Annotated in this window: 14 protein-coding genes, 1 tRNA gene and 1 pseudogene; 10 read left to right on the top strand and 6 right to left on the bottom strand. The window is 67.5% G+C overall.

The annotated features are described in order from the left end of the window. Positions 1 to 71 precede the first annotated feature (71 nt). Positions 72 to 320: a hypothetical protein gene (locus AC07YH_RS21450; RefSeq protein WP_492080488.1), complete on the top strand. Its 249-nt coding sequence runs from the start codon at positions 72 to 74 to the stop codon at positions 318 to 320. An 11-nt stretch (positions 321 to 331) separates the two neighbouring features. Here the strand turns inward: AC07YH_RS21450 and AC07YH_RS21445 are convergent. The 4 genes and pseudogenes from AC07YH_RS21445 to AC07YH_RS21430 form a co-directional block, all read right to left on the bottom strand. Then, positions 332 to 417 (bottom strand): annotated as a pseudogene (locus AC07YH_RS21445) (hypothetical protein); the annotation flags it as partial. Between the two features lie 11 nt (positions 418 to 428). After that, the gene (locus AC07YH_RS21440; protein ID WP_494748961.1) at positions 429 to 773 is read right to left on the bottom strand and encodes a hypothetical protein; all 345 of its coding nucleotides are present in this window, start codon (positions 771 to 773) and stop codon (positions 429 to 431) included. After that, on the bottom strand, positions 770 to 1,429 hold the full coding sequence (locus AC07YH_RS21435; protein WP_494748960.1) for a methionine ABC transporter permease: 660 nt from the start codon (positions 1,427 to 1,429) through the stop codon (positions 770 to 772). The genes AC07YH_RS21440 and AC07YH_RS21435 overlap by 4 nt, the downstream gene beginning before the upstream one ends. Next, entirely contained in the window at positions 1,426 to 2,424 is a 999-nt protein-coding gene (locus AC07YH_RS21430) for a methionine ABC transporter ATP-binding protein (protein WP_494748959.1), read from the bottom strand. The genes AC07YH_RS21435 and AC07YH_RS21430 overlap by 4 nt, the downstream gene beginning before the upstream one ends. A gap of 193 nt (positions 2,425 to 2,617) precedes the next feature. Between AC07YH_RS21430 and AC07YH_RS21425 the strand changes: the two genes are divergently transcribed. Together AC07YH_RS21425 and AC07YH_RS21420 are read left to right on the top strand one after the other, a co-directional pair. Further along, positions 2,618 to 5,620: a tubulin-like doman-containing protein gene (locus AC07YH_RS21425; RefSeq protein WP_494748958.1), complete on the top strand. Its 3,003-nt coding sequence runs from the start codon at positions 2,618 to 2,620 to the stop codon at positions 5,618 to 5,620. Positions 5,621 to 5,622: 2 nt separating this feature from the next. Then, positions 5,623 to 7,182: a phosphate ABC transporter substrate-binding/OmpA family protein gene (locus AC07YH_RS21420; protein WP_494748957.1), complete on the top strand. Its 1,560-nt coding sequence runs from the start codon at positions 5,623 to 5,625 to the stop codon at positions 7,180 to 7,182. Between the two features lie 119 nt (positions 7,183 to 7,301). Here the strand turns inward: AC07YH_RS21420 and AC07YH_RS21415 are convergent, their stop codons facing one another. Beyond that, a complete protein-coding gene (locus AC07YH_RS21415; RefSeq protein ID WP_494748956.1) occupies positions 7,302 to 8,579 on the bottom strand; it encodes a Xaa-Pro dipeptidase in 1,278 nt (425 codons plus the stop codon). A gap of 104 nt (positions 8,580 to 8,683) precedes the next feature. On the opposite strand from AC07YH_RS21415, the gene AC07YH_RS21410 reads away from it, so the two are divergent. Further along, a tRNA-Leu gene (locus tag AC07YH_RS21410) sits at positions 8,684 to 8,768 on the top strand. A 221-nt stretch (positions 8,769 to 8,989) separates the two neighbouring features. Then, entirely contained in the window at positions 8,990 to 9,388 is a 399-nt protein-coding gene (locus AC07YH_RS21405) for a helix-turn-helix domain-containing protein (protein WP_494623970.1), read from the top strand. Positions 9,389 to 9,454: 66 nt separating this feature from the next. Here the strand turns inward: AC07YH_RS21405 and AC07YH_RS21400 are convergent, their stop codons facing one another. Beyond that, entirely contained in the window at positions 9,455 to 10,213 is a 759-nt protein-coding gene (locus AC07YH_RS21400) for a competence/damage-inducible protein A (protein WP_494748955.1), read from the bottom strand. Positions 10,214 to 10,265: 52 nt separating this feature from the next. Between AC07YH_RS21400 and sfsA the strand changes: the two genes are divergently transcribed. The 5 genes from sfsA to AC07YH_RS21375 all read left to right on the top strand — a co-directional run bounded on the left by sfsA (position 10,266) and on the right by AC07YH_RS21375 (position 13,414). Continuing rightward, positions 10,266 to 10,964, top strand: a complete 699-nt coding sequence (gene sfsA, locus AC07YH_RS21395; RefSeq protein ID WP_494748954.1) for a DNA/RNA nuclease SfsA — start codon at positions 10,266 to 10,268, stop codon at positions 10,962 to 10,964. Between the two features lie 40 nt (positions 10,965 to 11,004). After that, positions 11,005 to 11,676 (top strand): hypothetical protein, encoded by a 672-nt coding sequence (locus AC07YH_RS21390; protein WP_494748953.1) that lies wholly within the window; start codon positions 11,005 to 11,007, stop codon positions 11,674 to 11,676. A 94-nt stretch (positions 11,677 to 11,770) separates the two neighbouring features. Beyond that, positions 11,771 to 12,160 carry a hypothetical protein gene (locus tag AC07YH_RS21385; RefSeq protein ID WP_494748952.1) on the top strand — a complete coding sequence of 130 codons (390 nt, stop codon included), beginning with the start codon at positions 11,771 to 11,773 and terminating at the stop codon, positions 12,158 to 12,160. A 127-nt stretch (positions 12,161 to 12,287) separates the two neighbouring features. Further along, a complete protein-coding gene (gene map / locus AC07YH_RS21380; RefSeq protein ID WP_494748951.1) occupies positions 12,288 to 13,115 on the top strand; it encodes a type I methionyl aminopeptidase in 828 nt (275 codons plus the stop codon). A gap of 50 nt (positions 13,116 to 13,165) precedes the next feature. Next, the gene (locus tag AC07YH_RS21375; protein WP_494748950.1) at positions 13,166 to 13,414 is read left to right on the top strand and encodes a hypothetical protein; all 249 of its coding nucleotides are present in this window, start codon (positions 13,166 to 13,168) and stop codon (positions 13,412 to 13,414) included. Positions 13,415 to 13,511: the final 97 nt, after the last annotated feature.

Genomic DNA, 13,511 nt, shown 5'->3' with positions numbered 1-13,511 from the left:
GAAATCAGATTTCCTGGGGGCCCGTCGAGCGATCCCTTGACCGCGCCCGCGAACAGGCCGCTTGGATGGGGATGGCCAAGGAAACCGTCCACATCGTGCAGTCCTACATCGCCGGTCGCGGCAAGGGACTGAAAGCCGAGCAGCAGGTCGGCTGCAAGACGGCCGAGGAGGCGCGCCGCAAGGCCGAACGCCTGGCCCCGCTCCGCGAAGGCGTCGTGGCCTTCACGGTCAGCGCCGATGTCGAACTGGGCGACTACGACGAAAACCCCGACATCCTGTTCAAGGCGGGTCGGCTGCCGTTCCCGTTCGACCAGGCCTGAGGGCCCGAAACCTCGTCCTTCGACAAGCTCAGGATGAGGTTTCTACTCGAACGCCAGCATTAGTCCTCACCCTGAGCTTGTCGAAGGGCGAGGACGGCCCCTCGGACTCTAGTCTTCGTCGTTCGCCGCTTCCGGCACGTCCGGCTCGCCGTGGATGATCCAGCTGGCCACGAAGTCGGGCGTCTCGCCGGCCAGGGTGGTCACGCCCGGCTCGGCGGCTTTGATCGCCGAGGTCTGGGGCGGCAGGGTGTAGGTGTCGCCGTCGTGCTCGCCCAAGAGGTCCAGCACGATGCCCTCGTCCTCGGCAGCGTCGATGACCACGCCGAAGAACTGCTGGCGCTCGGCCACGTCCCCGTCGTTGTCGAGGAAGGTCAGGTTCATCAGCAGGGTCTTGCCCAGTAGGGTCTTGGCGAAGTCGGCGTCCCAGTGGGGGACTTCGGTTTCGTCGGTCATTTGTGGGACACCTTCCGCACGACGCTGTCGCCGATCATCTGCAGCACCTGGACCAGCACCAGCATCAGCACCACGGTGACGATCATCACGTCGGTCTGGAAGCGCTGGTAGCCGAAGCGGATGGCCAGGTCCCCCAGGCCGCCCGCGCCGACCACGCCGGCCATGGCGGTGTAGGACACCAGGGCCACGGCGGTCACGGTCGCGGCGGCGACCAAGCCCGGCAGGGCTTCCGGCAGCAGAGCGCCCAGCACCACCTGACGCCGCTTGGCGCCCATGGCGAAGCTGGCCTCGATCACGCCCTTGTCGACTTCGCGGAGAGCCGTCTCGACCAAGCGGGCGAAGAACGGCGCGGCCCCGACGACCAGCGGCGGGATGGCCCCGACCACGCCCAGCGAGGTGCCGACCAGCGCCACGGTCAGCGGGATCATCACGATCAGCAGGATCACGAACGGCACCGAGCGCAGGATGTTGACCAGCAGCGATAGCAGGCCGTTGGCGACGCGGTTCTCCAGCATCTGGCCCTTGCCGGTCAGGAACAGGATCACGCCCAGCGGCAGGCCCACCGCGACAGTCAGAACCATCGACCCGCCCAGCATGGACAGGGTGTCGATCGTGGCCTGGCCGATCTCGGGCCAATCGATATTCGAGACGCTCATCGGGCGGTCTCCCCGGACAGTTCATCGACGCGAACGCCGGAGGCCTGGAACTGGGCGATGGCCGCGGCGACGTCGCCGCCGGTCAGGGCCAGGGTCAGCTGACCGTAGGGCGTCTCGCGCAGGCGGTGGATGCGCCCGCCCAGGATCGAATAATCGACGCCGGTGGCGCGGGCGACCTCGCCCAGCACCGGCTTGTAGGTCGCCTCGCCCCGGAAGGTCAGGCGCACCACGCGGCCATCGACACCGGCGGCGGCGGTGACCTCGCCGTCGGCCTCGCGCACGAAGCGGCGGGCGGTGTCGCTGGCCGGATGCAGGAAGACCTGCTCGACAGCGCCCTCCTCCACCACGCGGCCAGCTTCCAGAACGGCGACGCGGTCGCAGACGCGGCGGACCACGTCCATCTCGTGGGTGATCAGCACGATGGTCAGACCCAGCTCCCGGTTCAGGCCCGAGATCAGGTCGAGGATCTGCTCGGTGGTCTCGGGATCGAGGGCGCTGGTAGCCTCGTCGCACAGCAGGACCTTGGGGTTGGTGGCCAGGGCGCGGGCGATGCCGACGCGCTGCTTCTGGCCGCCCGACAGCTGGGCCGGGTACTTGTCGGCGTGGGCGGTCAGGCCGACGCGCTCCAGCAGCTCGGAGGTGCGCGCCTTGACCTCGCTGGCCGGACGGCCAGCCAGCTTCAGCGGGAAGGCGACGTTCTGGGCGACCGTCTTGCCCGACAGCAGGTTGAAGTGCTGGAAGATCATCCCGACCCGCCGGCGCAGGGCGCGCAGCCCCTCGACGCCCAGAGCCGCGACGTCGTCGCCATCGACGACGACCTTGCCGCCGGTCGGCGTCTCCAGGCCGTTGATCAGCCGGATCAGGGTCGACTTGCCCGCGCCCGAGGCGCCGATCACGCCGAACACCTCGCCGGCCTGCACCGACAGCGAGACCTCGCTCAGCGCGGCGTGCCCGCCAGCCGAGTAGGTCTTGGAAACAGCCTCGAAGGCGATCACGGGCGCGGCGGTCCTTTGGGAAACGGGCTCGGGTGATCGCGCACACGGCGCCACGGGTCAAGTCGGCGAGGCCCCGGCCGCCGAAACCCGGTTTCGGTGGAAAAGTATCGAACAATGTTCCCGGAACGGAGGTCTTTCGCAGTCCCGTCACATACCCGCACTAGCTGTAGGCTATCGCGAAGGGGCGCTTTAGATGAACCATTTGATGATCGGGCTCGGCGGCACGGGCGGCCGGGTCCTGCGCGCGCTGCGCAAGTCGATGTATCGTTCGTTCCGCGATCGTCAGCCCGACAACACGGTCGTCGATTATCTGTTCGTCGACAGCGATCCGAAATCCTTCGTCGATGGCGACCCGGCCTGGACCGTGCTGGGCAAGTCGATCCAGCTGCCCAAGCGCAGCCAGATGCTGATCGCCCAGGCCAACCTGAACAGCATCGTCGACGACCTGAACGCCCACCCGAACCTGAAGCCCTGGATCGGCGACCGCTCGGCCTGGGGCGAGATCCTGGCCAGCCTGAACATCGACAGCGCCGGCGGCCAGAAGCGGCGCCTCGGCCGCTTCCTGTTCGCCATGAGCGCCAAGCGTTTCCGCGACTCCGTCTCGACCATCGTGGCCGACATGCAGCAGCAGGGCCCGCGCTCGACCGACGTCACCTTCCACATCTTCTGCGGCCTGGCCGGCGGCACCGGCTCGGGCGCGATCGTCGATACGGTCGCCCAGCTGCGCGCCATGTATCCGGACCCGCGCCAGCGGATCGTCCTCTACATGTACCTGCCGGACCTGAACCCGCCGGCCAAGTGGAACACCGGCAACTACCACGCCAACGCCTATGCGGCCCTGATGGAGCTGAACGCCATGGGCGCCGGGGCCTGGGCTCCGTTCGACGTCGTGGGCGGCGGCGGGCCGGTCAAGAACCCGGGCGGCTTCTGGTACAACGGCGCCTACGCCTTCACCGACGACAACAATCTGGGCTTCCGCGCCGCGATCGACCGCGACCTGCCCGACATCCTGGCCGACTTCGTCTTCCAGAAGGTGATCGTCGCCCGCAAGGTCAACTGGGACGGCCTGGTGCGGATGGAGAACTCCGAGAACGGCGACGCCTCGCCGGAAATCTCGGCCGGCTCCAAGACCGGCCAGCGCTCGGTGCGCTTCCTGTCGTTCGGCGTGCGCCGCATCGCCTTCCCCGAAGAGGCGATCCGCGAGTCCCTGACCTACGATTTCGAGATGCAGGGCCTGCGCCAGCTGGCCTTCAACAACTGGCAGGACGGCGTCGGCTATCTCGAGAACCCCAAGCCCCGCGCCAATGCCGAGTTCGTCGCCGACAAGCAGAAGCGCGAGGACTGGCGACTGTCCGACGACCACCTGCGCCTGCAGCGCCCGATCATCGACACCGAAGGCTCCAAGCGCTGGCGCACCTTCTCCGAGGAGTGGGAGGCCTGGGAAACCCACTATGTCGGCCTGGCCCAGCAGACCGACCGCGCCCAGTGGCTGAACGAACTGAAGACCCTGTTCCAGACCGCCTGGACGCAGAACTTCCGCAGCGCCGGCGTGCCGCAGTTTTTCCAGGCCGCCGGCCGCGACCGCAAGAACCTGGCCAAGGCCATCCGCGACCGGATCGAGCAGTCGCTGTTCGAGGACTGGCGCAACGGCGTCCGGGCCATCTCGGACAACGGCCGCGTCGTCGACGCCCTGCTGGCCGATATCGAGGAGCGCCTGAACCAGGTCGCCGACTTCGCCGCCAAGCGCGAGGCCTCGGCCGACGACCTGGACCGCCAGTTCGGCGAGATCGAGCGCAAGTGGAACGAGTTCCGCCTGATCCCCGGCTCGCGTGAGCGCGAGATGACCAAGGCCGGCTTCATCCTGCGCGAGCAGTACACCGCCCGAACCCTGGCCGAGGCGGCGCGCTTCTCGCGGTCGCTGATGGAGGACCTGCGCACCGAACTGACCGACCTGGCCAGTTCGATCGACGCGGCCGAGAAGGTGGTCACCGAGGCGGCCGACCGGGCCATGAAGCGCGTCCAGGCCCGCCAGGGCGCGGTCGGCGCCAAGCCCGCCGAGGGGCCGTCCTACGTCACCACCATCGGCGACGCCCATGTGGTCGAGAAGGCCCGTCGCACGCTCGTTCTCTCCGAGGAGGAGCAGCGCACCCACACCGCCAAGCTGCGCCAGAAGATCCTGGAGGCCCTGGGCAACCAGCCGACCTTCTCGCTGTTCTCGCGCCGCCTGGCCGAGACCGACGTGCAGAACGTCCTGACCGCCGCCAGCGCCGAGGACGTGGCCTCGGCCCACCAGCGGCTGGTCACCGAGAAGAGCGAGCGGGTGATCGGCGTCTCGGTCATCGACAAGCTGCGCGACCAGTGGGGCGACGACCAGGAGCGCCTGGACCGCGAGGCCGCCGCCCTGACGCGCGGCGCGGGCCGGTTCATCAGCTTCGACGAGGCCGAGGTCAACAAGTCGTTCCCCGGCAAGTCCCCTGCCCCGCGCGGCGTCGAGAGCTTCGCCGTCATCGTCCCGGCCCCGCCCGAGCAGAAGGACTTCGTCGACAAGCTGGAGCGCGCGTTCAAGAACGCCCGACCGGGCGGCGACGTCGACTTCATCCGCTCGGACGACCCGTCGGGCGACATCGCCCTGGTGACCCTGGTCAACCTGTTCCCGCTGCGCTTCGCCCGCGTCGTCCGGGGTCTGCGCGACCGCTACAACGACCGCCTGGCCGAGGGCCGGGCCCGCGCCCAGCTGGAGGTCCACACCGAGGGCGACGGGACCCAGTTCCCCGACCTGTTCGTGGCCGACCGCGCTCAGGTCGCCGCGCGCCTGCGTCCGGTGCTGCTGACCGCCATCGCCCTGGACGCGGTCTCGACCGTGCGCAGCCAGTCCTCGGGCCGCGACCAGCTGGTGCTGGTCCGCAAGGACGCCGACGGCTTCGACCTGGATCCGCTGGTGCTGGGCGACAACGCCCTGGGCGCCACGGAAGGCTGTGGCGAGGCCGAGTACTTCGCCCTGGAGGAAACCGTCGAGGCCGCCCTTGGCAAGGGCGCCCTGACCAGCGACGCCGACCGTGACGCCGCCCGCGCCAAGATCATGGACGTGGTCGAGAGCGTGAAGGCGGCCAAGGGCGGCGACGCCACCGATCCCGAAGTCGCCGCGTGGAACTCCGCCGCGCGCGACGCCATGAAACTCATCCGCCGGGAAGCCTGACCATGACCACCTTCGGCGTTTGCACGAACCTCCCCAGCCAGTGTTCCAAGGCCGCGGCCAAGGAGCAGATCGCCATGCCGTCGCCGGACACCAACTGTCCGGAATGCGACAGCCGCCTCCAGCCGATGAAGCCCACGGTCGATGTGGTCCAGAAGGTCGGTCGTCCCGTCCTGATCGGCGTCGCCGCCCTGGTCGGCCTGATCGTGCTGCTGGGGATCATCGGCGCGATGTCCAAGAAGTCGCCCAGTGATCCGACGCCCCCCGGACCCGCCGGCGAATACTACCTCGCCCTCTCGGGTTCCAACACGGTCGGCGGTTCGCTGGCGCCGGAGCTGGTCAAGGCCTGGCTGGCCTCGAAGGGCGCCGAGAACATCCGCGAGGAAGAGCGCAAGGTGTCGGGCAAGCCGGCGCCGGAAAAGATCATCCGCGCCAAGCTGGACGGCAAGACGATCAAGGTCATCGTCCGCGCCCACGGCAGCGCCACGGCCTTCGTCGACCTGAAGAGCGGCGCGGCCGACATCGGCATGGCCTCGCGTCCGATCAAGGACGCCGAGGCCGAGAGCCTGACCGAGATGGGCGACATGCGCTCGATCTCGAACGAGCACGTGCTGGGCCTGGACGGCGTGGCGATCGTCATGCCGACCAGCAACGACACGCCCAGCCTGTCGCGCCGCGACCTGCGCCGCATCTTCTCGGGGCAGGTGACGAACTGGTCCGAGGTCGGCGGCCCCGACCGGCCGATCCACCTCTATGCCCGCAACGACGAGTCCGGCACCTACGACACCTTCAAGGAGCTGGTGCTGAAGGACACGCCGCTGGCCGACGCCAAGCGCTTCGAGGACAGCGCCGAGCTGGAAGAGGCCGTGGCCAACGATCCGGATGGCGTGGGCTTCGTCGGCCTGCCTTTCGTCAAGACCACCCGCGCCGTGGCGATCAGCGACGGGACCTCGGCCGCCCTGGCCCCCACGCGCTTCACCATCAAGACCGAGAACTATCCGCTGAGCCGGCGCCTGTTCCTCTACACCCCGGCCGATCCGGCCAAGCCGGCGGTCAAGGACTTCATCGCCTTCGCCCTGTCCGGCAAGGGCCAGGCGGTCGTGCGCGAAGGCCACTTCGTCGATCTGGACCTGACCCAGATCGTGCGTTCGGAGGATACCTCCAGCCGCAGCGGCTGCCGCCTGTCCTCGCGCTGGGGCGGCGATCCCAGCGCCTATTGCCGCCTGCGCGACGGCGCCGAGCAGCTGGGCACCAGCTTCCGCTTCCGCACCGGCTCGGCCGAGCTGGACACCCGCGCCTCGCAGGACCTGCGCCGGGTGCTGGAGCGGATGGAGCGCTCACCCGACAAGACCATCGTCCTGGCCGGCTTCGCCGACAGCTCGGGCGGCTATGACGCCAACTGCGCCCTGTCACTGTCGCGGGCCAAGAGCATCGCCAAGGCCCTGGGCACCCTGGGCCTGCAGGTCGACAACACCGTCGGCTTCTGCAGCGAACTGCCCGTGCGCGACAACGGCTCGCCGGACGGTCGCAACCAGAACCGACGGGTGGAAATCTTCGTGAAGTAGTCGGCCGAGAGTTCGTCCTCGCCCTTCGACAAGCTCAGGGTGAGGACGACTTCTAGCGCCCGATCAGTAGAAAACCTCATCCTGAGCTTGTCGAAGGACGAGGTTTTCGGCTTCCCAGCCTAAGGCTGCTTCACCACCGCCCCGCCCTTCATCACGAAGACCGGCTTCTCCAGCGTCGTCACATCCGCCAGCGGGTCGCCGCTCACCGCGATGATGTCGCCGAAGCGCCCCACCGCAACCTGCCCCACATCCTTGCTCCGCCCCAGGGCCTCGGCCGCGGTCAGGGTCGCGGCCTGGATGGCCTGCAGCGGGGTCGCGCCGTAGCGGACCATCACCGCGAACTGCTTGGCGTTGTCGCCGTGCGGATAGACCCCGGCATCGGTGCCGTAGATCATCTTCACACCGGCCTTCAGGGCCTTCTTGAAGTTCTGGCGCTGGATCTCGCCGATGTCGCGGTCCTTGCGCAGATTGTCTTCCAGCACGCCGTTCTTCTTGCCTTCGGCCTGGGTGTAGTCGGTGTTGTAGATGTCCATCGAGAAGTAGGTCCCGTGCTGGACCGCCAGCTTGATGCCCTCGTCGTCGACCAGACTGGCGTGCTCGATGGTGTCGATGCCGGCCTTGATCGCCTCGCGGATGCCGGCCGCGCCGTGGGCGTGGGCGGCGACCTTCAGGCCGGCCATGTGGGCCTCGTCGGCCACCGCGTGCATCTCGTCATAGGTCAGCTGCTGCTGGCCCGGCTCGTCGCCGCGCGAGAAGACGCCGCCCGTGGCGCAGATCTTGATCACCTGGGCGCCGTACTTCTTCAGCGTTCGGACCACCTTCCGCGCCTCGTCGGGGCTGTCGATATTGTAGGGGCCCTTCTCGTCCATCGACGGCGGGAAGAAGGTCGAGTCGCAGTGGCCGCCCGTCGCGCCAATGGCCCAGGTCGCCGTGACGATGCGCGGACCGATCACATAGCCGGCGTCGATCGCCTCGCGCAGGCCCACATCGTCGAAGTCGGCCGAACCGACGTTGCGGATGGTCGTGAAGCCCGCCTCCAGCGTCTTCTTGGCGTTGGCCACCTGCACCACGCTCCAGAAGCGGTCGCTGTATTCCAAGCCGTTGTAGCCGCCGATCTCGGCCAGGCCGTCGATGTGGGTGTGCATGTCGATCAGGCCCGGCAGCAGGGTCGCGCCCGGCAGGTCGACGACCTTGGCCCCGGCCGGGACGGCGTCGCCCTTCTTGCCGATGGCGATAATCCGCCCATCGGTGACGATCACCAGCGGGTTTTCCACATACTTGCCGGTCGCCACGTCCAGCAGCCGCGCGGCGCTGACCGCCTCGACATCGGCGGCATTCGCCGCGCCCGCCGCCAGCACGCCCGCCATCAGAACCGCGGCCTTGATCCCCTCGCGCATATCTTCCGTCCCCGTTTTAAACTTGAGCGCGAGGACGCTAGCACGCCGGGACGCGCCGTCGAGCCTCGACCCCGCCGGACCGATGGCTTATGGGGTCGAGGGATGGGGACGTGGCGGAATCGGTAGACGCACCGGACTTAAAATCCGTTGGAGCAATCCGTGTGGGTTCGAGTCCCACCGTCCCTACCATCACCGACAAATCCGGTTGTGGCTCAGCCCCACAACTCGCAACACGTGATGTGACCGAAGGGCGTATATCGGCTACGATTACTCGTCTTACGTGAATAAATCGCTCGATACCGAATATGCGTTTCTCGGGCGCTCGACTCCGCTCAAGATCGCGGCCGGCGTTCGTGTATCGCCACTCGATGAGTCGTTTCCTCCCCACCGTCGCGTCCGAGTTTGTGAGCATGGCTGAAGACAAGACCCCCGATCCCGTCGACATTCATGTCGGTCGTCGCCTTCGCATGCGTCGCAAGGATCTCGGTTATTCCCAACAATCCCTGGCCGACGCCTTGGGCCTGACCTTCCAGCAGGTGCAGAAGTACGAGGGCGGGTCCAACCGGATCAGCGCCAGCAAGCTGCACGCCACCGCCATGTTCCTGAAGACGCCGATCGGCTTCTTCTTCGAGGGCCTGGACGATCCGGAGCACGCCGACACCACCGCCGCCGACCTGGCCAACGAAATGGCCAGCTTCTGGTCGCTGCCCGGCGGTCCGGAACTGGCGCGCTCCTATGTCGGGATCGAGTCCACCGGCATGCGCAAGCACCTGGTCGATCTGGCCAAGGCCATCGCCGGCGAGGAATAGGCTCCTCTATTTGGAGGGCGTCCGGGCGGCGAACCGCCCACACTTCGCCTGACGCCCTCTCCCGACCTAGTCCGCCAGCAGCTCGATGTTCTGCGCCTTGGCCTCGGTCAGGGCGGTGATCAGCTCGGCGACGGCCGCGTCCAGCTCCTCGGCGTCGCGACCGCGCAGCACCAGGTTGGCGCCGTAGACGTCCGGCGGGCTGAAGAACGGATAGCTGCCCAGCGACATATCCGGATGGGCCTTGGCCACCGCTTCCAGCGGCGCGGCGATCGTGCCCTCGCCCGTGCCGGTGACCCGCACCGTCTTGGCCAGCACCACCGCGCCCGTGCGCAGGCGCGGACCGACGTCCTCCAGCATGCCGCGCATGATCGCCGGCACGCCCGCCAGCACGAAGACATTGTCCTTCTGGAAGCCGGGCGGGCCCTGCACCGGATTCTTCACCAGGCTGCCGCCTTCGGGCACGTGCGCCATGCGGCGGCGGGCGGCGTTGGGCTCGCCCCAGCGCTCGCGCAGCATGGCCATGATCTCGGGATGCTCGGGCGCCGTCACGCCGAAGGCCTTCGCGATCGAGTCGGCCGTGATGTCGTCGTGGGTCGGGCCGATGCCGCCGGTGGTGATGACGTAGTCGTAGCGGGTCCGCAGCGCGTTGACCGCGTCGATGATCTCTTCCTCGATGTCGGGCACCACGCGGGCCTCGCAGAGGTCGACGCCGTAGGTCGCCAGATAGCGGGCGATGGCCGACAGGTTCACGTCCTGGGTCCGGCCCGAGAGGATCTCGTCGCCGATGATCATCACGGCGGCCGTCACGCGCTCGCTGGTCGTCATCCGTTCGATCCCTTATGTCGCTTCGTTCTTACCGTTCCGATCTAGGCTCCACATGCTGCTCCCGCAACCGCTCGTTCATGGCCGGCTGGTCAGCCGCTACAAGCGCTTCTTCGCGGACCTGGTGTTGGACGACGGGCGGGAGATCACCGCCCACTGCCCCAACCCCGGCGCGATGCTGGGCGTGCGCGACGCCGGCCAGGGCGCCTGGGTGTCATGGTCCGACGATCCCAAGCGCAAGCTGGCCTGGACCCTGCAATGCGTCGAGCAAGGCAACGCCCTGGTCGGCATCAACACCCTGCTGCCCAACAAGCTGGTCGCCGAGGCCCTGGCGGCCGACGCCATCCCGGAGCTGACCGGCTACACGACCATCCGCCCCGAGGTGAAATACGCCGAGGCCAGCCGCGTCGACTTCCTGCTGACCCATCCGGACCGCCCGCCCTGCTGGCTGGAGGTCAAGAACGTCCACTTCAGCCGCACGCCGGGCCTGGCCGAGTTCCCTGACTGCAAGGCCGACCGCTCGACCCGCCACCTCTCCGACCTCGCCGCCCAGGTGGCGCAGGGCGACCGCGCCGTGGCGCTGTTCGTCGTCCAGCGCGAAGACTGCGAAACGTTCCAGGCCTGCGCCGACCTCGACCCGAAGTTCGCGGCGGGTCTGGACGCGGCGGCGAAGGCGGGGGTGGAGGTGCTGGTCTATGCGTGCGCCATGAGCACCGAGCAGGTGCGGATCGACCGCCGGATCGCGTGGCGCTGACGAAACCCCACCGTTCCAAGGCCCGCGAACGCGTCTAGACTTGATCAACGACCTGGGTCTTGGGGCTTGGAACTTGAGCGTGAAAATCATCGTCGACAGCGTCGATGGAGAGGTGCTGGACGTCCAGGCCTGGGGGACCACCCACATCAGCTCTTCGGGAGGCGGAGGCCGTCTCCATGATGGGAGCGGCTATATCAGCGCGCCCCAGATCACGTCGCGTTCAGGCGAACATTGCCAGGTCATGTTTCGCACGACGGCTGGCGATGAACGGGAAGTCGATATGAATGACGGGGTCGGATTTCGCGAAGGCAGCCGCATCCGGCTCGTCTATGTGAAACCCGAGACGGGCGGCGAGTGGATCAGGGTCTCGGAGACCAATCTCGATACGGGTTCCCATGCCAAGAACACCTACCCGGCCGGGGTGATGCTGGTCACGCTGTCTCCGCCAAAAACCATCGATCAGATCAAGAAGAAGGGCGAAGGATTCATTGCCCCGACCTGGGCCCTTTGGCTGCTCTGGATCATCGCGCTGTTCGCCATCTATCTTCTCCTGCCCATCCTGGCGATGATCGCCTACGGCTTCTGGAGAAAGGCCGCCCTGAAGCGACGGGCGCGCGAGATCGCGCAAGACTGGCAGACCCGCGCCGCGGCCCTGGAGGACGCCCTGGAGTCGATCCGGACGAACGGCGGCAGGGCCACGTTCGAGATCTGATCGCCTCACCTAACAGCGATTTAACCTGCAATCCGCTCGCATTTCGCTACCCATTCGCTCGCTCTCGAAAGGGGCCGCGAACTGAGGGGATCGCATGAGGAAGACCGTCCTGGCCGTCGCCGTTCTGGCCCTGACCCTCTCGGGCTGCGGGCCCAGCGAGCCCGGCAAACCCGAGAGCGGCTTCATGACCGGCCTGCGGGCGATCTTCGCCTTCAAGGCCTGCACCGGAAAGCTCGAGGACCGTTTCGGCCTCAAGAAGATCTCCGGCGTCACGTCCAACGACATGGATCCGATCTCGACGGGCAAGCCCGGCGAATGGGACGTCAAGTTCACGGCCGACCTGACCGAGAAGGAGACCGGCCGGGTGACGCGCTACAAGGGCGTCTGTCACGTCCGCCGCGACAAGCCCACGACCCTGGATGCGACCTTCCTCAAGGAGATCCGCCCGGCGACCGACACGGTGCGGCGTATCAACCCACAATAAAACGGGGGCAGGGAAGCAGGCCATTGAAAGTGGGTCTGGGGTTGAAATCCGTGCTAGGATCGCGAGATACGCCCCTTCCGCCGACCAGATCGCCGCCTGAAACGCGGCGGCGACGCCCGAGTAGAGCATGACCTTGGACAACACCCTCGAGATCGAAGCCGAGACCCGCACGGGTCAGATCAAGATCCATAAGGCCGAAGACTTCGAGGGCATGCGCAAGGCCGGCAAGCTGGCGGCCGAGTGCCTGGACATGCTGATCCCGCACGTGCAGCCGGGCGTGTCGTCCGACCACCTGGACACCCTGGCCCGCGAGTTCATCCTCGACAACAAGGCCCTGCCGGCCTGCCTCTATTATCGCGGCTATCCCAAGACGGTCTGCATCTCGCGCAACCACGTCGTCTGCCACGGCATCCCGGGCGAGTGGAGCGTCAAGGAAGGCGACATCGTCAATATCGACGTCACCGTCATCGTCGATGGCTGGCACGGCGACACCTCGCGCATGTACGGCGTCGGCGAGGTCGGCCCGCGCGCCCGTCGCCTGGTCGAGATCACCTATGAGGGCATGAAGCGCGGCCTGGACGCCGTGAAGCCGGGCGCCACGCTGGGCGACATCGGCCACGCCATCCAAAGCTACGTCGAGGCCCAGCGCTGCTCGGTCGTGCGCGATTTCTGCGGCCACGGCCTGGGCAAGGTGTTCCACGACGCCCCGAACATCCTGCACTTCGGCCGCCCCGGTCAGGGCGCGGTTCTGAAGCCGGGCATGTTCTTCACCGTCGAGCCGATGGTGAACCTGGGCAAGCCGGCCGTGAAGGTGCTGAACGACGGCTGGACCGCCGTCACCCGCGACAAGTCGCTGTCGGCCCAGTGCGAGCACTCTATCGGCGTGACCGAGGACGGATATGAGGTGTTCACCGCCTCGCCGGCCGGGCTGTTCCAGCCGCCGATCCTGGGCTGATCCGCACCCCAGGATTGACGCGAGCGCCCCGCGCTGAAAAGCTGCTCGCTATGCGCGAGAAGCCCAAAAGCCTCAGCAAGGTCTTTTGTTGGGTCGTCGCCCCGCTGATGTGGGGCGCGCCCGCCTTGATCCATGGCTTGGATCTGCGCGCGGGGATCATCACCAGCGAGCAGTACTGGTCTCGCCACGGCTTGATGGCGCTGATCCTGCCGCTGGTCATCGCCATGCCGTTCATCGAGGCCTGGCGCGCGCGGCGTCCCAAGTCGCCGCCGGTTTACCGCTCGACAATTCTGGATTGATTTGACCTACTGACGCCCTCAGGAGTCGAGGGTGGCATGGTCAGCGTCAAATCCCTGGGCGTGTCCGACGCCGAGATGTTCCCGCCCGCCCCTGTCC

Source organism: Caulobacter sp. GW456-12-1-14-TSB4, from assembly GCF_059424195.1.
Note: the sequence above shows the minus strand (reverse complement) of the source record. Positions and strands in the feature narration are given on the sequence as shown.